The sequence below is a fragment of the Nocardia sp. PE-7 genome (assembly GCF_030486425.1).
In the GTDB taxonomy this organism is placed as follows: Bacteria; Actinomycetota; Actinomycetes; order Mycobacteriales; family Mycobacteriaceae; genus Nocardia; species Nocardia salmonicida_A.
Window position 1 is genome coordinate 3126224 of sequence record NZ_CP129614.1, and the last position, 22507, is coordinate 3148730.

The window sequence follows — 22507 nt, forward strand, 5'->3', positions numbered from 1 at the left end:
AACGGCGGTCGCCCGCCGTCACACGATCAGCGCGTACGCGCCGCCCGTTCGATGTCGAATACCTTCTGGAGCAGATGCGCGATGGTCGTTCGACCCAGCCGCTCCTCCATAGCCTGCTCGGCGTTGCGGAACTCCTCGTCGACAATCGCTTGCATATGACGACCGACCTCGCACTCGGCGCTGGGTGGGTGGGCATGTCGAGACAGCACCGGCGAACCTTCGACGGCGCGGTAGGCATCGAAGAGGGTGATCTCGCGGGCGGGGCGGGCGAGCGTCCAGCCTCCACCGCGACCCTCCGTGGACAGCACCAAGTCGGCGTCACGCAGGCTACCGAGGATGCGCCGAACCAGCACCGGATTGCTCGCCAAACTCTCCGCGATCTCCACCGAGGTCAGCGAACTCTCCCCGCGTTGCGCCAGTTTCGTCAACGCGTGAATCGCCACCGCGCTCCTGCTGCTGACGCTCATGCATCCTCCCGGTGCCGTCGACCCTCGAAACTGAAACTAACATGGTTGCGGTTTCCGTGCACGGCGAACGGAGGCGATTCAAGCGGGATTGGCCGGCCAGTTCTTCTCCATCCACTGGTCCGGCTTGGGGTGGGCGGTGAAGCCGTAGGGGCGGTACATGTCGTGGGCATCGCCGGTGGCCAGGGCCATGCGGCGCAGTCCCCAGTCGTCGGCGTCGGCCATGATCCGGTCCAGCAGGAGTGTGCCGACGCCTTTTCCGCGCTGGCGACGATCTACGTAGACGTCGGAGAGCCAGGCGAAAGTGGTGCGGTCGGTGACCAGGCGGGCGAAGGCGATCTGGGAACCGTCGTGGAACACGCTGTAGGGCAAGGAGTTCTCGACGACGCGGCGGACGCGTTCGCGGCTGCGGCCGAGGGCCCAGTAGGCATCGGTCGACAGGCGGTGATGAAGCCAGTCGAGATCGACGGCGGCGGGATCGGTAGAGATCTCGAACATCGGTCCAGGGTAAGCGCGGCCGAGCTCAGGGTGAGCCCGGCCGCACGATGTCAGGCTCCGACGTAGGTGGCCAGGTGTTCGCCGGTGAGGGTGTTGCGCGCCTCGACGAGCTCGGCGGGAGTGCCTTCGAAGACGATGTGGCCGCCGTCGTGGCCCGCGCCGGGGCCCAGGTCGATGATCCAGTCGGCGTGAGCCATCACGGCCTGGTGGTGTTCGACGACGATGACGGACTTGCCGGATTCGACCAGGCGGTCGAGCAGGCCGAGGAGTTGTTCGACGTCGGCCAGGTGCAGGCCGGTGGTCGGTTCGTCGAGGATGTAGACCCCGCCCTTGTCGGACATGTGGGTGGCGAGCTTGAGGCGCTGGCGTTCGCCGCCGGACAGGGTGGTCAGTGGCTGGCCGATGGTGAGGTAGCCGAGGCCCACTTCGGTGAGGTGGGTGAGGATCTTGTGGGCGGCGGGAGTGCGGGCTTCGCCGTCGCCGAAGAACTCACGGGCTTCGTCGACCGGCATCGAGAGCACTTCGCTGATGTTCTTGCCCGCGAAGGTGTATTCGAGGACTTCGGCCATGAAGCGTTTGCCCTCGCACACCTCACACATGGTCGACACACCGGCCATCATCGCCAGGTCGGTGTAGACCACGCCCGCGCCGTTGCAGTTGGGGCAGGCGCCTTCGGAATTGGCGCTGAACATGGCGGGTTTGGCGCCGGTGGCCTTGGCGAACGCTTTGCGGATGTGGTCGAGCAGACCGGTGTAGGTGGCGGGATTGCTGCGGCGCGAGCCCTTGATCGGGGCCTGGTCGATGGAGATGACGCCTTCGTCCATCGGGATCGAGCCGTGCACGAGCGAGCTCTTACCCGAGCCCGCGACGCCGGTGATCGCCACCAGAATGCCGAGGGGAATATCGACGTCGACTTTGTCGAGGTTGTTGGCGGTGGCGCCACGAATCTGCAAGGCGCTGGTCGACTTTCGCACCGAGTCCTTGACCGAGGCGCGGTCGTCGAAGTGGCGGCCGGTGACGGTGTCGCTGGCGCGCAGCCCGTCGACGGTGCCTTCGAAGCAGATGGTGCCGCCTTTGGATCCGGCGGCGGGCCCGAGGTCGACGATGTGGTCGGCGATGACGATCGTTTCGGGCTTGTGCTCGACGACGAGCACGGTGTTGCCCTTGTCGCGCAGGCGCAGCAGCAGGTCGTTCATCCGCTGGATGTCGTGCGGGTGCAGGCCCGCGGTGGGCTCGTCGAAGACATAGGTGACGTCGGTCAGTGAGGAGCCGAGGTGGCGAATCATCTTGACGCGCTGGGCTTCACCGCCGGACAGGGTGCCCGAGGGACGCGACAGCGACAGGTAGCCCAGGCCGATCTCGACGAACGAGTCCAGCGTCTGGCGCAGCGACTCGAGCAGCGGCGCCACCGATGGGTCGTCGACTTCCTTGACCCAGTCCGCGAGATCGGTGATCTGCATGGCGCAGGCGTCGGCGATGCTGATGCCGTTGATCTTCGACGAGCGGGCCGCGGCGGACAGTCGGGTGCCCGCACAGTCGGGGCAGGTTCCGAAGGTGACGGCGCGTTCGACGAAGGCGCGCACATGCGGTTGCAGCGAATCGATGTCCTTGGACAGCATCGACTTGCGCAGCTTGGGGATGAGACCTTCGTAGGTGAGGTTGATGCCCTCGACCTTGACCTTGGTCGGTTCCTTGTACAGCAGGTCGGCGAGCTGTTTTTTGGTGTACTTCTTGATCGGCTTGGCCGGGTCGAAGAAGCCGGAACCCTTGAAGATGCGGCCCATCCACCCGTCCATGCTGTAGCCGGGGATCTTGAACGGGCCCTCGTCGAGGGAGAGGTTCTCGTCGTAGAGTTCGGTGAGGTCGATGTCGTTGATCTGGCCTTTGCCCTCACAGGTGGGACACATGCCGCCGGTGATGGAGAAGCTACGGCGTTCCTTGACGGTGACCCCGTTCTTCTCGACCTCGACCGCACCCGCACCACTGATCGAGGCGACGTTGAAGGAGAACGCCTGCGAGGACCCGATGTGGGGGTCGCCGAGACGGCTGAACAGAATGCGCAGCATCGCGTTGGCGTCGGTGACGGTGCCGACGGTGGAGCGCGGGTCGGCGCCGAGGCGGGACTGGTCGACGAGGATGGCGGTGGTCAGGCCCTCGAGCACGTCGACGTCGGGGCGCGCTTGGCTGGGCATGAAGCCCTGCACGAACGCGCTGTAGGTCTCGTTGATCAGGCGCTGCGATTCGGCGGCGATGGTGCCGAAGACCAGGGAGCTCTTGCCGGATCCGGACACGCCGGTGAAGACCGTCAGCCTGCGCTTGGGGATCTCGATGCTCACATCGCGCAGGTTGTTGACCCGCGCGCCGTGCACACGGATCAAATCGTGGCTGTCGGCCGGCTCTATGGTGGTGCCGGTCTTCTTGGCCGTGCTCATGGGTCTCCCTCGATCAGTCGACATCGCCGGATATCGAATCTACCGGCGCGGTGGCCTACTTGGTCTGCTGGATGCGGACCATATTTCCGGCGGGGTCGCGGAAGGCGCAGTCGCGCACACCGTAGGGCTGATCGGTGGGTTCCTGGACCACCTCGATATCTCCGGCCTGCAGCTTTTCGAACAGCCCGTCGAGGTCGTCGGTGGCCAGGTTGATCCCGGCGTAGGTGCCCTTGGCCATCATCTCGCTGATGACGCGACGTTCGTCGTCGGTGAGGCCGGGGTCGGCGGCCGGTGGGTGCAGCACGATGGAGGTATCGGGCTGGCCGGTGGGGCCGACGGTGATCCAGCGCATCCCGTTGTAGCCGACGTCGTTGCGTACTTCGAAGCCGAGCGCGTCGCGGTAGAAGGCGAGCGCGGCGTCGGGGTCGTCCTGGGGCAGGTAGCTCTGGTGGATGGTGAGGTTCATGCCGACCACGCTAATTGTCGGCCGGAGCGGAAGCTTCTCGATTCCTGATCGGTCTGGTCACCTTCTTGACCACGCACGACGGCATGCCCGCGGTCTGTTCGTCCTGCTGCTGTTTGTAGACGCTGGGCGGCACGCCGACCAGTTCGGTGAAGCGGGTACTGAAGGTGCCCAGCGAGGACGAGCCGACCGCGAAGCAGACCTCGGTGACGCTCAGATCGCCGCGGCGCAGCAGCGCCATGGCGCGTTCGATGCGGCGGGTCATCAGGTAGGAGTACGGCGATTCCCCGTAGGCGAGGCGGAATTGGCGGCTGAGGTGTCCGGCCGACATGTGGACGCCGCGGGCGAGCGCTTCGACGTCGAGCGGCTGGGCGTATTCGCGGTCGATGCGGTCGCGCACGCGACGCAGCAGCGCGAGGTCGCGCAGGTGCTGTGGTTTCGCGGGTGTGCCGGTCACAGTGGCGATCGTCCCACGTCGGGCGGTATCTACGACAGCGGCCGCCCACCCCGGGTGTCGAGGACACCGTCGAGTTCGGCCCGGAAGTGCGGGCAGGTGCGGAAGTCCTCGGCATCGCAGTCGAGCACGTGGGTGACGGCGTCGAGGGCGGCGCGGGTGCGGGCGATCTGGTCGGCGAGGCGGTCACGGTGGGCCTCGAGCACCTCGCGGCGGGTGGCGCGGTCGGGAGCGCGGGTGAACAGGATGGCGAGATCGTCGAGGGACAGCCCGGCCTTCTTGCCGAGCACGATCATCGCGACGGTGTCGATATCGGTGCTGCGGTAGTGGCGGCGTCCGGCCGAGTCGCGCGGCGGGCAGAGCAACCCGCGGTCTTCCCAGTGGCGAAGCACGTGGGGCGCCAGACCGAACCGTGTCGCCACCGCACCGATCGTGGTGTGTTCCTCGGCCATCCGCCGAGCCTATGCGGTGACGCGGTAGCAGGTGATCACGGCGACGGGATGCCATGGCAGGCGCACTGCTTCGGTGTCGACCGCACCGAAGACGCCGCCGAGCGCGTGCTGTATCTGCCGGGTTCGCGTGAAGCGGAAGTCATAGATCCCGGCGCCGCCGCCGGGTCGCAGCACCCGACGCAGTTCGGTGACCGCGGCAGGCAGGTCGGGCCATTCGTGCATGCTCAGGCTCGACACGGCGAAGTCGATGCTGTTGTCGGGGTGCGGCAGCTCGGCGACGTCGGCTACGGCCAGCTCGACTGTCTGTCCGGCGAGGGTCCGGCGGGCGATCTCGATCATGTGCGGGGACAGGTCTATGCCGTGCAGGTGCAGGTCGGGGCGACGAGTTGCCAGCTGCGACAACAGCTTTCCCGGACCCGTACCGAGATCGACGACCGTGGCCGAGTCGGCGGTGCCGGTATCGATATCGGTGGCGATCCGGCGGTACAGGCCGGTGAGCAGTCGTGTGGCGCGCCGGTCGTAGCCGAGGCTCTGTTCGTATCCGAAGGTGGTCATGAGACCACCGTGCTTGCTCAGGTCGACCTGAAGTCAAGCTCTTCGGTCGGGCGGACCGCCGCGGCACGGCCGGGCGCTTGCTGGAACTGCCAGTACAGGTTCGTGTGCGCGATGACGTCTTCGGGTTTCGGTGCGCCCCATTGCGTTTTGTCGCCGGTGGTGTGCGCGTCGCCGACGAGGGTGACGTCGTAGCCGCGAACGAAGGCGCCGTGGATGGTCGAGCGGATGCAGGCGTCGGATTCGGCGCCGGTGACAATCAGGTGTCCGGCACCCACCGCGGCGAGCAGTCCCTCGAGCTCGGTGTCTTCGAACGAGTCGCCGTAGCGCTTGTGGACCAGCGGTTCGGTGTCGGTGCGGGTGAGTTCGGGGACGTAGCGCCAGGGATCGCTCTCCTCGACGAGGTCCTCGGAGGAGTGCTGGATCCAGATGATCGAGATATCGGCACCGCGGGCGCGCTCGACGAGGGTGGTGATGTTCGCGACGACCTCGTCGCGACGGGGCGCTTCGTCGACGACACCGTTCTGGACGTCGACGACGAGCAAGGCGGTATTCGGACGGTCGGGAAGCGTGGTCATGGCGAATCCTTGGAGTCGGTCAGAGCGGGCGCAGGACGACGATGCCGGGGACGGTCCGAAGATAGTCGCTCAAGGGTGTGTCGACGACCTGGTTGTTCGCGGCGAGGGAAGAGGCGTTGCGGAAGACGGGACCGGTGGGGGTGTGCACGATGACGCCGACGTGGGTGACATCGAGGCCGGCCTCGGGGGTGTAGGCGCCGAGGTAGTCGCCCGTGCGAAGCGCGCCCGACACTGCTCCGTCGACAGCAGCCGAGGGGATGTGGGTGACGGCGCGGTCGACCACGGGCACGCCGGGCAGGTAGGTGCTGCCGTCGGCTTTGGCGTTGAGGTGTTTCGTGGTGGTGACCGCGGCGGGGCTCAGACTCGCGGTGATATCGGTGGCCGCCAGGCGCTCCCGGGTCGCCCAGTCGGTGAAGAAGTGCTTGCGCTGGGCGAATTCGACCCGACCGTCGATATAGCGGGTGGCGATCAGGTTGGTGAGGAACTGGTCGCGGTCGGCGGAGCGGGAGGCGGCGTCGATGTAGTCGAGGTAGGTGAAGCAGTCCACCCGGCGCAGGTCGACGACGAGTTGTTCGGGTTCGGTGGCCGAGCCGATCAGCATGTTCGCGCCGTAGGGGGTGCCGAGCAGGCGTGCGGAGAGCCGTTCGATGAGTTCGCCACGGCCGAGACCGCCCGATTCGGCGCGCACGCTGAGCAGTTCGTCGATCTTGCGTGTGGTGGCCTCGTCGACCGACGGCGCGGCCGAGGCCGGTGCGAGCGCGCACACTAGTGCGGCGAGCACGAGCAGGATCCGGACGATGATGCGCAAGACGCCTCCAACGGGCCACGGGTCGATCGGTGCGAGCGCTGTCCACCGTAGCCGAGTCGACCGACACGATTGATGTCTCGGCGTTGCCCCGGTGTTCGCGTACCGTTGTCGCAGGTAGTCCGTGTTCGCGGCGTGTTCGCGATGGGGTTGCTCCCCCCGGGTGTCGTGGATGTGGTTCGTGCAGACGTAGACCATTGGCCCGTCCGGGCGGAAGGATGCCGAAATGCGTGCGTTGACAGTGATTCCCATGCAGAAGCAGTCGCTGCGTGTGGAGGATGTCCCCGATCCGGTGGTCGGTCCCGGCGAACTGCTCGTCGACGGGATCTCGCTGGGCATCTGCGGCACCGACCGTGATATCGCGCAGGGCAACTACGGCTGGCTGCCGCCGGGCAAGCCACGGATGGTCCTGGGGCACGAATCGCTGGGTCGGGTGAAGACCGCGCCCGAGGGCAGCGTGTTCGCCCCCGGCGACCTCGTGGTCGGGATCGTGCGCAGGCCGGATCCGGTGCCGTGTGGGGCCTGCGCGCGCGGGGAGTGGGACATGTGCCGCAACGGGATGTACGTCGAACGCGGGATCAAGGAGGTCGACGGCTACGGGTCGACGGCCTGGGTGGTGCGCGAGGATTTCGCGGTGCGGCTGGATCCGGCGTTGGAGAAGGTCGGGGTGCTGTTGGAGCCGACGACAGTGGTCGCCAAAGCGTGGGATCAGATCGAGAAGATCAACCACCGCGCCTGGTTCGATCCACGTACGGTCCTGGTCACCGGCGCGGGGCCGATCGGGTTGCTGGCGGCGTTACTCGGCGCACAGCGCGGCCTCGACGTGCACGTCCTCGACCGCGTCAGTGGTGGGACGAAACAAGCGCTGGTCGAGTCGTTGGGCGGCACCTTCCACACGGGGACCGCGGCGGCGGTCGCGGAGGCGATCCACCCCGATGTCGTGATCGAGGCGACCGGTGCGCCCGCGGTGGCGTTGCAGGCGATGGAGATCGACAACCCGGGCGTGATCGTCTGTTTGACCGGAGTGTCGACGCCCGGTGTCGACACCGATGTCGATGTGGGCGGGTTGAACCGCAATATCGTGCTCGACAACGCGCTGGTGTTCGGCTCGGTGAACGCGAACCGCCACCACTACGAACAGGGCGCGAAGGCGCTGGCCGAAGCCGACGAGTCCTGGCTGGAACGGTTGATCACCCGGCGACTGCCGTTGGAGCGGGCGATCGAGGCGTTCGAGCCGGGTGGCTCCGATATCAAGGTCGTCATCGACCTGGCCTGACTGCGAAAACCGCGGCGGTCAGTCGCTCGCCGCGGACTCGGTGGCGGGGACCGCGCAGCCGTCGGGACCACAGGTCTCGCCGTCGGCGATGAGCTGAGGGGCGGGTCGATCGTTCCAGGCTGTGTTCAGCGCCCGGGTGAACGTTTCGGCGGGCTGGGCGCCGGAGACCGCGTATTTGCCGTCGAAGACGAAGAACGGGACACCGGTGGCACCGAGCGCGGCGGCTTCGGCCGCGTCGGCGCGGACCGCGTCGGCGTAGGCGTCGGGATCGGCGAGCACCGCACGCACCGAGGTCTCGTCCAGGCCCGCGCGCACCGCCAACGCCACGAGACGTTCGGTGTCGCCGAAGACCGGTTCGGTCTCGGCGAAGTTGCCCGCGTAGAGCGCGTCGAGCATGGCGTCCTGTTTGCCCTGGTCGAGGGCGAAGTGCAGGAGCCGGTGCATGTCGAAGCTGTTGCCGGAGTCGCGGCCGACGGTCTGGTAGGGCAGACCCATCGCCGCGGCCTGGGCGCCGATGCCGCGTTCGTTGGCGGCGGCCTGCTCGACGGTGATGCCGTACTTCTCGGCGATGGCCGGGATGACCGGGCGGGTGGAACCGGCGGGCAGCGTGGGATCGAGTTCGAAGGACCGGTGCACGACTTCGACGTCGTCACGGTGCGCGAAGTCGGCCAAGGCTTGTTCGAAGCGTGCTTTGCCCAGGTAGCAGAACGGGCAGTTGATGTCGGTCCAGATCTCTACTCTGGTGGACAAGCGGGGCCTCCTGCGGCGCATCACGGGGTGCGGCGGTGGTCCGCCGGACGGTACTGGACAGGCGTTCGAATTCGGGGTGTGTAACGCCGGCGATGAAGCCGCTATTCCCTGGCGCGTCCGGGCACGACGGGACGAGCACGAAGGACATCGATGGGGTTCGAACAGCGGAGGGGGTGGGTGCAGATGCCCGAAGGATTGGTGGCGCCGCGCGCGCTGGGCGGGTTGTGGGCAGTGCGCCACGCACAGAGTGAGGCCAATGTGTGGTTCGCCGACCCGGCGACCGGGCAGCGGCCGATGCGCGGGACGGACTCGGCGGTGGAATTGACCGCGCACGGGCAGTGGCAGGCGCAGCGTCTCGGCGATTGGCTGGCGGGGTTGTCCGGTGTGCAGCGGCCCACGCTGGTGGTCTGCTCGCCCTACCTGCGCACCCGGGTCACCTGGGCGGTGATGGCCGAGGCGGCCGCGACCCGCAACCGGCAGATACGTCCCATCCGCACGCTGGTCGACGAACGGTTGCGTGATCGGGAGATGGGGGTGTTCGAACTGCATCCGTACCGGGCGATCCGGCGGCGCGCACCCGAGGAGGGCGCGCGTCGTGAGCTGGTTGGCAACTGGGTGTATCGGCCGCCGGGCGGGGAATCGCTGGCCGATGTGGCGTTGCGGGTGCGCAGTTTCCTCGACGAGCTGGATGTGGTGGCCGCGGGCGAGCAGGTGCTGGTGGTGACCCACGATGCGGTCGTGGTGTCGTTGCGCTACATCCTCGACGGGCTCGGTGCGCCGGTGCCGGATTCGCTCGAGCCGGTACCCAACGCGTCGGTGTCGCAGTGGCGGCGTGAGGGTCCACGACTGGCCTTGCGGGTGTGGGGCGCGGTCGAGCACCTGGCGACCGAGGAGCAGCCACCACAGCGCTCGTGGGGCGAACAGGCTGGTTGAGGCGGCGTCAACGGACTGGCCGGTTCGCAGATGACAGAATGCGCTGGTGGATGTCGCGATCGGTCTGGTTGTCCTCATCGGCTCGGCGACCGCGCTGGCGGCGCTGGCGCGGCGATTCGGGGTGTCGGAACCGCTGGTGCTGACGTTGGCCGGCGTGGCCGCGTCGTATCTGCCGATGGTGCCGCAGGTGCATCTCGAGCCGGAGGTGGTGCTGCTGGGTTTGTTGCCGCCGTTGCTCTACACCGCCGCGTTGCGCACGTCGCTGGTCGACTTCAAGGACAACCTGCGCACCATCGCGTCACTGTCGGTGGGGCTGGTGCTGTTCAGCACGTTCGCGGTGGCATTGGTGGTGTGGTGGTTGCTGCCGGTGCCGTTCGCGGCGGCGGTCGCGTTGGGTGCGGTGGTCGCTCCCCCGGACGCGGTGGCCGCGACGGCGGTGGCGCGACGCACCGGGATGCCGCGCAGCATCGTGACGGTGCTCGAGGACGAGTCGCTGTTCAACGACGCGACCGCGCTGGTGGCGTTGCGTTCGGCGATCGCGGCGATGGCCGGTGCGGTGACGGTGTGGCAGGTGGGCGGCGATTTCCTGCTCGCCGCGGTCGGCGGGGGTGTCATCGGGGCGGTGGTGGCGGCGTCGTTGGTGATGGTGCGCAGGCGGATCACCGATCCCGTGCTGGATACCTCGGTCTCGCTGCTGGCCCCGTTCGTGGCGTATCTGCCTGCCGAGCATTTTCACGCTTCCGGCGTGATCGCGGTCGTGACGTGCGGAATGATCCTCGGACACGGCGCGCAACGATGGCAAGGGGCGGCCTCGCGGGTCGCCGAGACCACCAATTGGCGCACCATCCAGTTCATTCTGGAGAGCGCGGTGTTCTTGATCATCGGATTGCAGGTGCGCTGGATCGTCGAAGGTGCCTGGCACAGCGGGTTGGATCACGGCACTCTCGTCGTGGCGGCGGTGGGTGTGCTGGCCGCGGTGATGCTGGCTCGCCCGGTGTGGGTGTTCACGCCGGTGTTGGTGGCCAGGCTGTTCGGACGCGCGAGCGAGCCGTTGAGTCACGCGGCGGTGGTGTCGTGGGCGGGGATGCGCGGGGTGGTGACCTTGGCGGCGGTGTTGTTGCTGCCCGAATCGACACCGCAGTTGCCGGTCCTGGAGTTGCTCGCGCTGGTCGTGGTGGGTGGCACGCTGCTCGTTCAGGGCAGTTCGTTGCCGTGGCTGGTGCGGTGGCTGCGGTTGCGCGGGCCCAGTCGTGAAGAGGACGCGCTCGCCAAAGCCGATCTGCTCCAACAGGCTTCGACCGCGGGTCTGGCCGAACTCGACCGCAGGATCGGCCCGAACACCCCGGAGCCGGTGATCGAGTCGCTGCGTCAGCGACTGATCTGGCGTTCCAATGCCGCGTGGGAACGGTTGGGCCGCCCCGAGGCCGAACTGGTGACGCCGACCGCGGAATACCGGCGGCTGCGGCTGGCGATGCTGGGCGCCGAGCGCGATGCGGTGCTGAAGGTCCGCGATGCGGGAGCCGTGGATTACGAAGTGCTGCAACATGTGCTGGCCCGGCTCGATCTCGAGGAGTCGATGATCGACCGCTTCGACGAACGCGATGACGCGCGCGGGGTCGAAACGCTGTCGACCGCGGCCGGGGCGCTGGGGTGCGCTCATCTCGACGAGGCGCCGCTCCTGCTGGCGCCGCCTGCCGGTGAACTGGTGTGCCAGACGTGCCTGGACGAGGGTCTGCGCTGGGTGCATCTGCGAATGTGCACCGACTGCGGGAACATCGGCTGCTGCGAGTCCTCGATCGGCGACCACGCCAGCGCCCACTTCCGTACCTCGACGCATCCGGTGATGCGCAGTGTGGAGCCGGGCGAAGCGTGGCGCTGGTGCTACGTCGACCAGTTGCTCGGATAGCCCCGCCATTAATAGCCGCCGACCGCACTGCGATAGCACAGGGAGATCCTTTGCTACGACGACGGAAGCGGTTCGATGGCGCCTACACACTTCGTCTTTGTGATTGCCACGGTGATCGGCGATGCCACGCGGTCGGGGCATACCTTCACCGATGCGTGGCTGCTGGCCTGCGGCGAGGACGTCCGCCGATACTGGCAACAGATGTCCGGATTTCGCGAGGACCTCACGTGGTCGATCCACCCGCCCGTCGAGATCGATCAGCCCTACGCCGACGTCGATGTGCTGGCCGCGGCGGTGCGCGCGAAAGCCGCGGCCGAGGGCGCACCCTTCACACAAGGCGATGTCCTGGTGGTGATCCAGGATTGGGAGGGGGCCGAGGGCGGCCAGTTCGGCTCCGACGGACAGTTCGCCGCTGCCCACCTGAGCCCTTCGCTGCTGTGCCACGAACTGGGCCACTTCTACCAGAGTCGCAGCCACCAGCCCCGCGGCCACGCCAGTACGTTCAACGGCCACGTCGCCCTCGACTACGAAGATCCCACCTGCATCATGGGCTCCGTCGGGACGCTGGCCGCGCAGGAACCACTCCTGGCCCACGCGCGACCGGGCCATGATCTGACCGGGCCCGCGCTGTGTCCGGCGGCGACGGTGCCGATCGGCTGGCTCGACCGAGACCACCCCACGGCAACCGTCGCGGTGCCGCGACAACCCACGACAGCTATCCAGCTGGCTCGCTGGGCCGGTGCGCCTGCCGCGGGCTACGCCGGGCTGCCGGTGGTGGCTGTCGGTCACTCGGTGTGCCCCGGCGGTGCCGATGTCTACCTCTCGCTGCGCTCACCGCGGATGTGGGACCGTGGTTTTCGTACGCTCACCGCCCAGGGTATGCAACGCCAGATCGTCGCCCAGGAGTTGGCGCGCAGCGGCGCGACGTTCCTGCTCGCCCAGGTCCCCGTCCAGCCGGGGGCGTCGGCGAGGCTGGGTCGAGCGCCGCTGCGGATCGATGTGCTCGGCGGGGGCGACACGGTGGCCGAGATCGATGTGGTGCCCGATCCGTGGCGGTTGTGGTCGGTGCTGGAATCCCCGCCGCTGTATCGGGCGGCTCGCATCGCGGCGGTCGCGCGCGCCGGCGACATCGACTTGTTCGTCATCGGGCTCGACGGCGCCGTGCTGCAGGCACGTTTCACCGGTGGCGTGTGGTTGCCGTGGCAAGCGCTCACCGATCCCCACGCCTTCGACCCCGGTGCCGGTATCGCCGCCGCCACGTCGACGCCGAACACCATCGATCTGTTCGTCGTCGGCCAGGGTGATCATCTCGTGCGCCGCCGCCGGTGGACCGCCGGCCAGTGGGCACCCGACTGGCAGGTTTTGCACGGCGGCCGGTTGAATGAGCGTTCATCGTTGGCCGCTACCGCGACCGCTCCGGGTCGCGTCGAACTGTTCGCCGGCGACGCCGACGGCGCCGTCACCCACACCACGGTCACCGATGACGCCGCGGGGTGGAGCCTGCTGCCCGCGCTGCCCCGGGCGGGCAGCCTCGCCGCTGTCACCCTGTCCGGGAACACCATCCAACTCAGTGCGGTGACCGAAGGACCCGGCGACGGGCGCATCTGGACCATCGTCGGACAGCCGGACCAGTGGCCGACGCCCTGGGAACCGCACCCCGACGTCGGACTGGCCGAGAGCGGCGGGGTCGCTGCCGCACGGTCGACACCGGGTGTGAGCGAACTCGTCGCCGCGGCGAACCCGCTGGCCGCACGCTCCTACGCGTACGGCGCCTGGACCGGCCAACCGGTCCGGGTGCCCGGCCAACCACCGGCGACGAACAATCGCACCGTCGCCGCGGTATTCCGCTCGGCGACCGTCCTGGACGTGTTCGCGGTGGCCGACGGCAAGATCCACCGCATCACCCGCTCATTCGACCCCGACGTCGTGCAGACCGACGCGCAGGTGCGCACGCAGTACCGGGCGCGCATCGTGGCCTCCGGCGGTCGGTTCGTCCGCGTGAGCGAGGACCCATTGACGCGCGATCTGTTGATCGCCGACGAGTATCTGCCTACTCCCGCAACCGTTTTCACGTTCGACGAACTCGCCTACTACACCTCGTGGGGCGCCAGGACTGTGGTCTCGATTCGGGCTCACGACGGCCGATACGTGATGGCGCTCGACGGCGGCGGCGAATGGTTGCGCGTGGGCGCGGCCACCTTGGGACCGTGGGAGAAGTTCGTGCTGACCACGTCCGGGGGCACGAGCACGCTCATGGCGTTGGGCGGGCACCACTGGTCTGCGCAAGGCGGCGACTCGTGGCTGCTGTGCGACCGAGTAGCGGTCGGGCCCTGGGAACGGTTCGACATCGCACGAGTGTGAGCATCGGCGCCGAACCACCGGCTACCCGCGGTGGGAGTAGATCAGGCGGGCGTACTCGGCGAGCAGGTGGTCGAGTTCGGTGGGTTCGCCTGCGGCGGCGAGTTGTTGGTAGCCGATGATCATCGCCATGCCGAATTCGGTGACGACGGTGGCGGTGGCCGTGTCGTCGACGACGCCGTCGATCACGCGGTGCACGGTGCGCCGGCGGGACTCGTCGACGCGTTTGACGGTCACGTGTACCGATTCGTCGTTGGCCGCCCAGGCGCGCAACGCGGCCTCGGCGCCGTGTTCGAGTCCGCTGGCGAGCACCGACATGGCGCGCACGTCGGCGTCGGCGTCACCGTGGCCGACATCGAGCGCGCGTAGCTCGACCATCTGACGGTTCTCCCAGTGTTCGAGCAGGGTGTCGACAAAGCCCTGCCAGGAGCCGAAGTGGTGATAGAACGAGCCACTGGTAACACCGAGGCGACGGCAGAGCACCCCGATGTTGAGACCTTTGAAACCGAACTCGGCGAGCACCGCCACCGCGGTGTCGAAGTACTGCTCCTTGGTGACCACTCGGGACATCGCGATGCCGTTCTGTTCGTGCGGGCAGGGCCGAAGAATCCGAACAGTACCCCATCGTATCGAGCCCTCGCGCGTACATAACGTTGTCTATGCTGTGCCGCAATCGGCAGATTTGGCGGCGAAATGCCAAGTGGTGGAACGAAATACGTGCACAACGGCCTGAAAGTGCATCCGAATGGAATAGCGGAGCGCACGCTCTGTAAACTTTTGTTCATGCCGAGACCGCGCACTCACGACCCACAGACGGTTCTGGACGCCGCCGAAAAGCTCGCGGCCCGTTCCGGACCCGCCGCTGTCACCGTGCGCGCTGTCGCCGCCGCTACCGGAGTATCCAATGGCGCGCTCTATCACACATTTCAGTCACGCCAGGTTGTGCTGGCGCGCACCTGGTTACGCGCCGCGCACCGATTCCTGGCGCTGCAGTCGGCCGACATCGACCGCGCCGTCGCGGCAACCGACCCCGCGACCCGCATCGACGCGGTCCTCGACGCCGCGCAGGCCCCGGCGCGGTTGGCCGAACGACACCCCGACTCCGCACGCCTGCTGCTGCTCGTCGATCGTGCCGAATTGCTCGCCGGTGACATCCCGCCCGCGCTGGCACAGGAGATCGCCGACACCGAGAAGGCGCTCGTCGCCGCGCTCAACCGGCTCGCGCGTGCCCTGTGGGGTCGCGCCGACCGGCGCGGCGTCGCCACCGTCACCACCTGCCTGGTCGATCTGCCCACCGCGCTGCTGTTGCGCCGCGACCGGCTCACCGATCCCCTGGCCCGCGCACAGCTGCGTGCTGCCGTGCGGGCCGTCCTCGACCTCGGTCCCCACTGAAAAGGAAACCCCGTGCCCACACTGCGCCACCATGATTCGATCGCCGTGCTCGACCTCGGCGACGGCGAGAACCGCTTCTCCCCCGACTTCCTCACCGAAGTGCAGACCCATCTCGACACCGTCGTGGCCGAGGGCGCGCACGCGTTGGTGACCACCGCCACCGGCAAGATCTACTCCAACGGCCTCGACCTGGACTGGCTCTCGGCCAACGGCGACCGGGCCGCCGAATACGTCGCAGCGGTGCACACCCTGTTCGCCCGGGTCCTCACCCTGCCGATGCCGACGGTCGCCGCGATCGGCGGACACGCCTTCGGCGCGGGTGCGATGGTGGCCATGGCCCACGACTTCCGGGTGATGCGCGCCGACCGCGGCTACTTCTGCTTCCCCGAGGCCGACATCCGCATCCCGTTCACCAACGGCATGGCCGCGCTCATCCAGGCGAAGGTGACCCCCAAGACCGCCGTTGCCGCCATGACCACGGCCCGCCGCTTCGGTGGCGCCGACGCACTGGCGCTGGACCTGGTCGACGCCACCGCCGCCGAAGGCGAAGTCTTCGATGCCGCACTGGCTCTGGTCGCACCGCTGGGCGGCAAGGATCAGACCACGATGACCGCGATCAAATCGGTGATGTTCGCCGATGTCCTCGACGCGCTGCGCGGGCGGGACTGATCACGGCAGCCGGGGGCCCTTGCCCAGGTAGATGTCGCCACGGTCATCGCTTGCCCAGCCGCCCCCGGTGTAGTCGCCCAGCACGAAACACGCGTCGCAGAACTGCTTTCCGAACACCGTCAGGTAGATGCTGCGGTAGGAGCTGATCGCGCGCATCTTCACCGACTTGTATGCCGCCTGCGCCGGGGGTTGGGCTTCGAGGAACGCGTAGCGACGGAAATCGGCCACCGGTTCGGTGGAGAAGCGGACCAGCCCGAGACGACTGAGGTTGCCCAGGTAGTGGTGGTCACGGTCGGGCAGTGCGCACCCGGCCATCGCCGCGATCATGTTGATGCCGTCGGCCAGCCGTTGCGAGCCGATCCCGAACGGCGCCTTGGTGCGAATGTCGATCGCGGGCTGTGGTCCGGCGACGGCGAGGAAGCGCAGGATCCGCGCTTCGTCGGGTGTCAGGTCGTGCAGGATCGGCACGAACGAAGGGTGCAGGTCGCGCGGTTGTTGCGCGCCGTCCCAGCCCTCGGTGATCATCGCGTCGCCCATCGCCTTGAGATCGTCGGCGTCGATCTCGGTTTCGACCTGGCCGTAGACGCCGGTGGCGGTGCTGGACAGGCCGAGTGCGCTCAACGCGGCGCGACGGAACAGATCCACGCGTTCGTCGAAGATCTGCGAGATCGGTTCGCCGGAGCGGAGGTCGTCGACGAGATCGGTGGCGGTGTGCACCGCGCCCTTGGTCACCGCGCCGACGATGTGGCGCAACGACTGTCCCGCGATCCGCGCCAAGCCGAGCAGGTCGGTGGGGATGCCGGGTTCGCGATCGGGGGTGGGCTCGATGCTCATGCTCAGACTCCGAAGATCAGCAGGTGGAGGGCGCCGATGAAGGCACCGAGTACGCCACCGTGCAGATACAGCAGCCAGGCGTCCTGTTCGATGGCGGTGTAGAGCATTTCGACGAACTCCTCCGGGGGGAGTTCGCGCAGTTTCTCGGTGGCGAGCCGGTCGACGCTGGCCGCGGTGGTCTGGGAGAACTCGATGTCCTCGACCAGCCACGGCTTCATCTCCGTGGCCAGGTTCGCGCCTGCGGTGGCCTGGATGGCGTCGAAGTGGCTCGGCCCGATCGCGAGCCGGGTCACCGAACGCAACGGGCCGAGGATCCGGTCGATCTCGGCCTCGAGGAAATGGGCGATCACCGCGCGGGTCTTGTCACCGCTGGGCCCGTCGAGCAGTTGCTCGGCGACGACGTCGAGGGTGACGATCTGATACCCGATCGCGTGCCCCAGATCCGCCGCGGCCTGGTACTGCCGTTTCGCGAATTTCGCGACCCGCCACGGATATCGGTAGCGCGGCTGCGGCACCGAAGGTTCGAAGACCACCTTGATCGCGATGATATTGACCAGCACACCCACCGTCGCGCCACCGACGAGCACCCATGCCCACGCGGGCAGGAAATGCAGGATGTCGTAGAGCCAGCCGGGCAGCGAGATCACCGCGGGGCTGTCGCCGTGGGGTGAGCTGTAGTGCAGCAGCGACAACCACAGCGCCACGATGACCCCGAACGGGAACCCCAGCACCCCACTGCGGATCATGAAGCGCAGTTCCGGGGCGCCGAGCCCGTAGATCACATCCTTGAGCAGTTCGGGCCGACGGCGCAGATAGCCCACGACCATCAGCTTCACATCGAGGAGTTGGTCGATGTTCTCGCCGATGAAGTCGAACGCGCGATCGGTGATCGCGGGCAGCTCGGCCTCCACCCGGGTGTAGATGGCTTCGCGGGCGCGCGGCGGCATGTCGGCCCACAGTCGCGGGTGCTCGGCGTCCATGATCGAGTCGACCATCGAGCGCACGTTCGGCAGCGCCACCAGCGCGACCTGCTCGGAGATCTTGCGCGGATCCATCTGGTCGAAGAAGTCCTTGGCGGTGCCGATCTTGGCGACCGCGTTGTCGACCATCAGGCTCGCCATCTTCTCCGAGCGCGCCGGAATGAAACCCTGGAAGCCGAGGATGCCGCCTGGGGCGAAGGTCGGCAGGATCTGCACTTTGCGCGGCAGCAGCGGAAAGATCGTTTTCAAGCCCGGTACGTAGAAACCGGTGAAGCGCACCGGCGCGAACAGCATGATCACCCCGGTCCAGTTGGTGATCAGACCGGCCATGGCGCTGAAGATCGGGATGGTGATCATGTCGACCCAGAACTTGCTCAGACCGGTCGTCTTCTCCCAGTCCAGCAGGCCGAAGAACCCCGCCGCCTCGATCCCAGCATTCATCCGGCGTCCACTCCGTTGTGTGGCGAACATCGCGCGTAGAGACCATCATAAGCGACCGAACTCCCCGTTCCGGGCAAGTTCAGCCGTTGCCCGCTAAACCGGAGCAAACACCGGATCGGGCGTTCTGGAGAGCTCGATGCGACCCGAATTCGTGGGCCGGGATTCAGTGCGTGGTGTTGACCAGCAGCAGGTTGGTGTCGATGTCGTGGGTCACCTTGTTGGCGACCGAGCCCAAAAGGCGTGCGGGCCCGCTCATTCCGCGGTTGCCGATCACGACGAGGTCGTATTTCCAGGCCGAGTTGCAGATCGCCTCGGCCGCGGGGACCCCGGTGAGGACGTCACGTCCGAACAGTTCCGGATCCTCGACCGCGAGCTGAGCTTCCACGTCGATCAAGGTGTCGACACCGTCCTGGTCGACTTTGGCGGAGGTCACCAGGAACGGGCGTGCGGCCAGGGCGAGGGCCAACTCGTAGCCGCGACGGACCGCGGTCAGCGAACTCGCCGATCCGTCGGTGGTGAGACCGACGGTGGTCCAGCGTTTGGGGACCTTGCTGGTGAACACGACATCGGTCTGACTGTGGTGGGACACGTGATTGGCTGTCGAGCCGAGCAGCCGCGCCTTGGAACTGCCCAGGCTGCCCCCGCCGATCACGAGCACGGTGTCGGGTTCGCGTTCGGCGATCTCGAGCAGTAACGCGCCTGCCGCGCCGTCGAGTTCGATGCCGACGACCTCGGCCACACCGGCTTCCAGCAGCGCTTCAGCGGCCGTACGGGTGTTGTCTTCGGCCCATTCGGCATCGGTGCTCGATTTGCGGCCCGCGTCCTTCCACACACTCACCGCGGTGACCGGAATGCCCAGGCGCACCGCGAACTCCCCCGCCACCGCTACCGCCGTCTGCGCGGCCTCCGAGCCGTTGGTTCCCACGACGATGCGCTGGTAGCACCCCATGTGACGCTCTCCGATCGACGGCAGGTCAGCTGCGCTGTGGCCCACAGTATAAGCGCAGCACACTGCGGGCAACTGGCACCGATGGGCAGGCCGGTCGGTGCTACCGGTGCGCCGGAGCCGACGGCAGTGACAGACGTTTGAGGTGCGGGGCATTGAGGGCCACGATCCTTCGCACACCGTTTGCACAAAGTTCTCGCGGTCCGAAGCCTACGAACTCACCTAATGGGCTGTCATCTACGGGATCCCGGCTCCCTGGCCCGATCAGGACTACGACACTGTCCATCGCATCTGCCGCCACCTTCCCCTTGCCCGGCGCGCTCACGCCTTGACGTGGCGTAAGTAGGAGGTTCGCATCCCGCACCGAGCATGCAATGCTCGCGCGGGGTAGCGGAGTGGGCACCGGCGCCGGTCGTTCGCACGACCCGACAGCGCTCCACATCGCACTTCCTGGCGACTCTACTCACAGATCGACGTAGGTCACCCGGAGTCAGCGTGTAGCCGAGATGACCGTGATCTTGTCAGAGGCTGACACCCAGCAGTGCGTCGACGGCGGTGCGGACCAGGGCCGGGGCTTCGGTGTCGGTGCCGCCGTAGGCGATGGCCTGTTCGGCCCAGTTGTCGATCGCGTCGAGGGCTTTCGGGGTGTCGAGGTCGTCGGCCAGGTGCTGACGCAACCGGGCGATGGTGTCGGTGGCCGAGGGGCCCGTGCTCAGCGACACCGCTTCACGCCAGCGGTCCAGGCGGCGCTGCGCGGCGGTGAGGACCTCGTCGGTCCACATGCGGTCGGAGCGGTAGTGCCCGGCGAGCAGGCCGAGGCGGATCGCGGCGGGGTCGACACCGGCTCGGCGCAGCTTCGACACGAGCACGAGGTTGCCTTTGGACTTCGACATCTTCTCGCCGTCGAGGCCGATCAGCCCGGCGTGCACGTAGTGGCGGGCGAAGCGACGGGCGCCGGTGATCGCCTCGGCGTGCGCGGCGGAGTATTCGTGGTGCGGGTACATCAGGTCCGAGCCGCCGCCCTGGATGTCGAACTCGGCGCCGAGGCGGTTGAGCGCGATCGCCGCACACTCGATGTGCCAGCCGGGGCGGCCCGCCCCGAAGGGCGCCTGCCACGACGGTTCGCCGGGGCGTTCGGCCCGCCACAGCAGGGCGTCGATGGTGTCGCGCTTGCCTGCCCGGTCGGGGTCGCCGCCGCGTTCGGCGAACAACGTCTCCATCGTCGCGCGGTCGTATCCGGATTCGTAGCCGAACTGTTCGGTGGCGTCGGTGCGGAAGTAGATGTCGGGGTACTCGGCGTCGTCGACGGTGTAGGCGGCGCCGGCGGCGAGCAGCTTCTGCACCAACTCCACCACCTCCTCGACCGATTCGATGGCGCCGATGTAGTGCCGCGGCGGCAGTACCCGCAGGGCGGTCATGTCCTCGCGGAACAGGTCGATCTCGCGGTTGCCGAGGTCGCGCCAGTCGATGCCGTCGCGGTCGGCGCGTTCGAAGAGCGGATCGTCGACGTCGGTGACGTTCTGGACGTAGTGCACCTCGTGGCCCGCGTCGCGCAAGATCCGGTTGACCAGGTCGAACGTCAGGTAGGTGGCGGCGTGACCGAGGTGGGTGGCGTCATAGGGGGTGATGCCGCAGACGTACATCTTCGCGGACTCGCCGGGGGTGACCGGGCGGATCTGATGATCGGCGGTGTCGTACAAACGCAACGGCGGCCCTGTTCCGGGGACGGTCGGCAGGGCGATATCGGACCAGGACTGCATGTCTTCGAGGGTAGAGCCCCCGCGGATGCGCTCGGCTCGCGGCCCGGCCCATGGGGTTGCTCGCGGTGTCGCGGCACGGCCCGCTACCTGCACACAAACGTGTTGTGGCGCCGGCGTCAAGATTTGCGCTCAGGCAGATCCCCTGGTCACGGGGGTAACGGGGCGAATCGGGCGGATTGTGCCCATTGTGCGTTCCGAGCTGGGCGAACGGTTGCCATCGCGATCATTGTCACAGTCCACCACTACCTAAACTTCCCTATTGATACCTATATGTACATTCGTTTAGGGTTGTTTTATGACAGATCGTCTCTATTCGGTGGAGCAGGTTGCCGAACTTCTCGGACTGCACGTCCGCACCGTGCGCAGTTATGTGCGCGACGGCAAACTCCCCGCTGCCCGCATCGGCAAGCAGTACCGCATCACCCACGAGGACCTCGAGGCGTTCACCGGGCTGCCGATCACCACGCCGCAGACAGCGCCGCGTCGCCATGCCGAGTCCTCCTGCATCGTCGAGATCGACGACATCGACCGCGCCACCGTCGACCGGATCACCACCCTGCTCACCGCCACCGCCGGAACCCGAGGCGCGGGCGGTCAGCGCATGCGCGTGGAAACCAGCTACGACCCGGCCCGCGATCGCCTCAAAGTGATCCTGCTCGGCAGCCTCGCCGACAGTTCCCGCCTCCTCGACTACCTGGACGGAATCCTCAGCTCATGATCTACAAGTCCGACGAAGGCCGACAGCTCGTCCACCAGCGCTACCGCGAGCACCTCGACGCCTGGCCGGTCCCGCACGAGGAACGGCGGATCGACACCGAGGTGGGGGAAACGTTCGTCGTGGCCTCGGGACCCGTCGACGCACCGCCGCTGCTGGTGCTGCACGGATCAGGAGCCAATGCGAGCACCTGGCGCGCCGACATCGCCGACTGGTCGAGAAGTTTCCGTGTGTACGCGGTGGATCTGCCCGGCGAACCAGGATTCAGCGTCGCTACCCGGTTGCCACTGGACAGCGACGCGACCGCGAGCTGGCTCGACGAGGTGATCGACGCACTCGGCCTCGACACCGTGGCGCTGGTGGGCATGTCACTGGGCGGGTGGACCGCACTCGATTACGTGCTGCGCAGGCCGGGTCGGGTCACCACGCTGGTCCTGCTGTGCCCGGGCGGACTGGGTAAGCATCGCTACGGCTGGCTGGTGAAGGCGATCGGCCTGCGGCTGATCGGCAGGCACAGCGCGCGCGACATGGCCCGCACCGGTCTGGGTCTCGACGGTCCGGAAGCGGACCCGATCATCGACGACATCGAGCTGACCTTCGCCCATTTCGTGCCGCGCCCAGTCGACTTGCCTATTTTCCGCGACGAACAACTTCGCACGGTGGACATCCCGGTTCTGGTAATCGTCGGCGAACGTGATGCCCTGTTCGATTCGGCGCGGACCGCCGAACGCGCCCGCGGTGCCTTCACGCGAGGCGAGGTGCGCGTGTTGCCCGGCGTCGGACACGCACTGCTGAATCAGACTGCGGCGGTGCGCGAATTCGCGCTGACCCACGCAGGATGAGCTTCGG

Annotated in this window: 23 protein-coding genes; 8 read left to right on the forward strand and 15 right to left on the reverse strand. The window is 67.6% G+C overall.

Annotation, left to right across the window (positions count from 1 at the left end; translation table 11 throughout):
- Positions 1 to 26 precede the first annotated feature (26 nt).
- From QX204_RS14625 to QX204_RS14665, 9 genes are all read right to left on the reverse strand, one after another.
- Positions 27 to 467: an Rrf2 family transcriptional regulator gene (locus QX204_RS14625; protein ID WP_301907372.1), complete on the reverse strand. Its 441-nt coding sequence runs from the start codon at positions 465 to 467 to the stop codon at positions 27 to 29.
- Positions 468 to 545: 78 nt separating this feature from the next.
- Complete coding sequence (locus QX204_RS14630; RefSeq protein ID WP_301907373.1) at positions 546 to 962, reverse strand: GNAT family N-acetyltransferase; 417 nt, start codon at positions 960 to 962, stop codon at positions 546 to 548.
- Positions 963 to 1012: 50 nt separating this feature from the next.
- Complete coding sequence (locus tag QX204_RS14635; RefSeq protein WP_301907375.1) at positions 1013 to 3394, reverse strand: ATP-binding cassette domain-containing protein; 2382 nt, start codon at positions 3392 to 3394, stop codon at positions 1013 to 1015.
- Positions 3395 to 3449: 55 nt separating this feature from the next.
- Entirely contained in the window at positions 3450 to 3860 is a 411-nt protein-coding gene (locus QX204_RS14640; protein ID WP_056820461.1) for a VOC family protein, read from the reverse strand.
- A 10-nt stretch (positions 3861 to 3870) separates the two neighbouring features.
- Entirely contained in the window at positions 3871 to 4314 is a 444-nt protein-coding gene (locus QX204_RS14645; RefSeq protein WP_301907376.1) for a helix-turn-helix transcriptional regulator, read from the reverse strand.
- 29 nt (positions 4315 to 4343) lie between these two features.
- A complete protein-coding gene (locus QX204_RS14650) occupies positions 4344 to 4763 on the reverse strand; it encodes a MerR family transcriptional regulator (protein WP_301907377.1) in 420 nt (139 codons plus the stop codon).
- Positions 4764 to 4772: 9 nt separating this feature from the next.
- Positions 4773 to 5318: a class I SAM-dependent methyltransferase gene (locus QX204_RS14655; protein ID WP_301907379.1), complete on the reverse strand. Its 546-nt coding sequence runs from the start codon at positions 5316 to 5318 to the stop codon at positions 4773 to 4775.
- 17 nt (positions 5319 to 5335) lie between these two features.
- The gene (locus tag QX204_RS14660; protein ID WP_301907380.1) at positions 5336 to 5893 is read right to left on the reverse strand and encodes an isochorismatase family protein; all 558 of its coding nucleotides are present in this window, start codon (positions 5891 to 5893) and stop codon (positions 5336 to 5338) included.
- Positions 5894 to 5912: 19 nt separating this feature from the next.
- Entirely contained in the window at positions 5913 to 6701 is a 789-nt protein-coding gene (locus QX204_RS14665) for a DUF1460 domain-containing protein (protein WP_301907381.1), read from the reverse strand.
- A 223-nt stretch (positions 6702 to 6924) separates the two neighbouring features.
- On the opposite strand from QX204_RS14665, the gene QX204_RS14670 reads away from it, so the two are divergent.
- Complete coding sequence (locus QX204_RS14670; protein WP_301907382.1) at positions 6925 to 7974, forward strand: glucose 1-dehydrogenase; 1050 nt, start codon at positions 6925 to 6927, stop codon at positions 7972 to 7974.
- Between the two features lie 18 nt (positions 7975 to 7992).
- Here the strand turns inward: QX204_RS14670 and QX204_RS14675 are convergent, their stop codons facing one another.
- Positions 7993 to 8724 carry a DsbA family oxidoreductase gene (locus QX204_RS14675; protein ID WP_301907383.1) on the reverse strand — a complete coding sequence of 244 codons (732 nt, stop codon included), beginning with the start codon at positions 8722 to 8724 and terminating at the stop codon, positions 7993 to 7995.
- A 183-nt stretch (positions 8725 to 8907) separates the two neighbouring features.
- Here QX204_RS14675 and QX204_RS14680 point away from each other — a divergent pair, with 183 nt between their 5' ends.
- The 3 genes from QX204_RS14680 (at position 8908) to QX204_RS14690 (ending at position 13924) form a co-directional block, all read left to right on the forward strand.
- Positions 8908 to 9657, forward strand: coding sequence for a histidine phosphatase family protein (locus QX204_RS14680; RefSeq protein WP_301907384.1), 750 nt, complete (start codon positions 8908 to 8910; stop codon positions 9655 to 9657).
- A gap of 46 nt (positions 9658 to 9703) precedes the next feature.
- A complete protein-coding gene (locus QX204_RS14685; protein WP_301907385.1) occupies positions 9704 to 11563 on the forward strand; it encodes a Na+/H+ antiporter in 1860 nt (619 codons plus the stop codon).
- Between the two features lie 99 nt (positions 11564 to 11662).
- Positions 11663 to 13924 (forward strand): PLL family lectin, encoded by a 2262-nt coding sequence (locus tag QX204_RS14690; protein WP_301907386.1) that lies wholly within the window; start codon positions 11663 to 11665, stop codon positions 13922 to 13924.
- A gap of 21 nt (positions 13925 to 13945) precedes the next feature.
- On the opposite strand, the gene QX204_RS14695 is transcribed toward QX204_RS14690, so the two are convergent.
- Entirely contained in the window at positions 13946 to 14491 is a 546-nt protein-coding gene (locus QX204_RS14695; RefSeq protein ID WP_056819923.1) for a TetR/AcrR family transcriptional regulator, read from the reverse strand.
- A gap of 213 nt (positions 14492 to 14704) precedes the next feature.
- Here QX204_RS14695 and QX204_RS14700 point away from each other — a divergent pair, with 213 nt between their 5' ends.
- Together QX204_RS14700 and QX204_RS14705 are read left to right on the forward strand one after the other, a co-directional pair.
- Entirely contained in the window at positions 14705 to 15313 is a 609-nt protein-coding gene (locus QX204_RS14700) for a TetR family transcriptional regulator (RefSeq protein WP_301907387.1), read from the forward strand.
- Positions 15314 to 15325: 12 nt separating this feature from the next.
- Positions 15326 to 15982 carry an enoyl-CoA hydratase-related protein gene (locus QX204_RS14705; protein WP_301907389.1) on the forward strand — a complete coding sequence of 219 codons (657 nt, stop codon included), beginning with the start codon at positions 15326 to 15328 and terminating at the stop codon, positions 15980 to 15982.
- On the opposite strand, the gene QX204_RS14710 is transcribed toward QX204_RS14705, so the two are convergent.
- The 4 genes from QX204_RS14710 to mshC form a co-directional block, all read right to left on the reverse strand.
- A complete protein-coding gene (locus tag QX204_RS14710) occupies positions 15983 to 16816 on the reverse strand; it encodes an Abi-alpha family protein (protein WP_301907391.1) in 834 nt (277 codons plus the stop codon).
- Positions 16817 to 16818: 2 nt separating this feature from the next.
- Complete coding sequence (locus QX204_RS14715) at positions 16819 to 18237, reverse strand: DUF445 domain-containing protein (protein ID WP_301907393.1); 1419 nt, start codon at positions 18235 to 18237, stop codon at positions 16819 to 16821.
- A 163-nt stretch (positions 18238 to 18400) separates the two neighbouring features.
- Positions 18401 to 19186 (reverse strand): universal stress protein, encoded by a 786-nt coding sequence (locus tag QX204_RS14720; RefSeq protein WP_301907395.1) that lies wholly within the window; start codon positions 19184 to 19186, stop codon positions 18401 to 18403.
- Between the two features lie 518 nt (positions 19187 to 19704).
- Positions 19705 to 20943: a cysteine--1-D-myo-inosityl 2-amino-2-deoxy-alpha-D-glucopyranoside ligase gene (gene mshC / locus QX204_RS14725; RefSeq protein ID WP_301907397.1), complete on the reverse strand. Its 1239-nt coding sequence runs from the start codon at positions 20941 to 20943 to the stop codon at positions 19705 to 19707.
- Positions 20944 to 21238: 295 nt separating this feature from the next.
- Between mshC and QX204_RS14730 the strand changes: the two genes are divergently transcribed.
- Entirely contained in the window at positions 21239 to 21661 is a 423-nt protein-coding gene (locus tag QX204_RS14730) for a helix-turn-helix domain-containing protein (RefSeq protein ID WP_301907399.1), read from the forward strand.
- On the forward strand, positions 21658 to 22500 hold the full coding sequence (locus QX204_RS14735; RefSeq protein ID WP_301907401.1) for an alpha/beta fold hydrolase: 843 nt from the start codon (positions 21658 to 21660) through the stop codon (positions 22498 to 22500). The genes QX204_RS14730 and QX204_RS14735 overlap by 4 nt, the downstream gene beginning before the upstream one ends.
- Positions 22501 to 22507 lie beyond the last annotated feature (7 nt).

What these genes read in the sequence shown, in the direction of transcription:
- QX204_RS14655 (WP_301907379.1), bottom strand. Translation starts at nt 5,318, where the DNA reads ATGACCACCTTCGGATACGAACAGAGCCTCGGCTACGACCGGCGCGCC.
- QX204_RS14695 (WP_056819923.1), bottom strand. Translation starts at nt 14,491, where the DNA reads ATGTCCCGAGTGGTCACCAAGGAGCAGTACTTCGACACCGCGGTGGCG.
- QX204_RS14700 (WP_301907387.1), top strand. Translation starts at nt 14,705, where the DNA reads ATGCCGAGACCGCGCACTCACGACCCACAGACGGTTCTGGACGCCGCC.
- QX204_RS14635 (WP_301907375.1), bottom strand. Translation starts at nt 3,394, where the DNA reads ATGAGCACGGCCAAGAAGACCGGCACCACCATAGAGCCGGCCGACAGC.
- QX204_RS14720 (WP_301907395.1), bottom strand. Translation starts at nt 19,186, where the DNA reads ATGGGGTGCTACCAGCGCATCGTCGTGGGAACCAACGGCTCGGAGGCC.
- QX204_RS14680 (WP_301907384.1), top strand. Translation starts at nt 8,908, where the DNA reads ATGCCCGAAGGATTGGTGGCGCCGCGCGCGCTGGGCGGGTTGTGGGCA.
- QX204_RS14640 (WP_056820461.1), bottom strand. Translation starts at nt 3,860, where the DNA reads ATGAACCTCACCATCCACCAGAGCTACCTGCCCCAGGACGACCCCGAC.
- QX204_RS14735 (WP_301907401.1), top strand. Translation starts at nt 21,658, where the DNA reads ATGATCTACAAGTCCGACGAAGGCCGACAGCTCGTCCACCAGCGCTAC.
- QX204_RS14630 (WP_301907373.1), bottom strand. Translation starts at nt 962, where the DNA reads ATGTTCGAGATCTCTACCGATCCCGCCGCCGTCGATCTCGACTGGCTT.
- QX204_RS14625 (WP_301907372.1), bottom strand. Translation starts at nt 467, where the DNA reads ATGAGCGTCAGCAGCAGGAGCGCGGTGGCGATTCACGCGTTGACGAAA.
- QX204_RS14650 (WP_301907377.1), bottom strand. Translation starts at nt 4,763, where the DNA reads ATGGCCGAGGAACACACCACGATCGGTGCGGTGGCGACACGGTTCGGT.
- QX204_RS14670 (WP_301907382.1), top strand. Translation starts at nt 6,925, where the DNA reads ATGCGTGCGTTGACAGTGATTCCCATGCAGAAGCAGTCGCTGCGTGTG.
- QX204_RS14660 (WP_301907380.1), bottom strand. Translation starts at nt 5,893, where the DNA reads ATGACCACGCTTCCCGACCGTCCGAATACCGCCTTGCTCGTCGTCGAC.
- QX204_RS14710 (WP_301907391.1), bottom strand. Translation starts at nt 16,816, where the DNA reads ATGAGCATCGAGCCCACCCCCGATCGCGAACCCGGCATCCCCACCGAC.
- QX204_RS14715 (WP_301907393.1), bottom strand. Translation starts at nt 18,237, where the DNA reads ATGAATGCTGGGATCGAGGCGGCGGGGTTCTTCGGCCTGCTGGACTGG.
- QX204_RS14730 (WP_301907399.1), top strand. Translation starts at nt 21,239, where the DNA reads ATGACAGATCGTCTCTATTCGGTGGAGCAGGTTGCCGAACTTCTCGGA.
- mshC (WP_301907397.1), bottom strand. Translation starts at nt 20,943, where the DNA reads ATGCAGTCCTGGTCCGATATCGCCCTGCCGACCGTCCCCGGAACAGGG.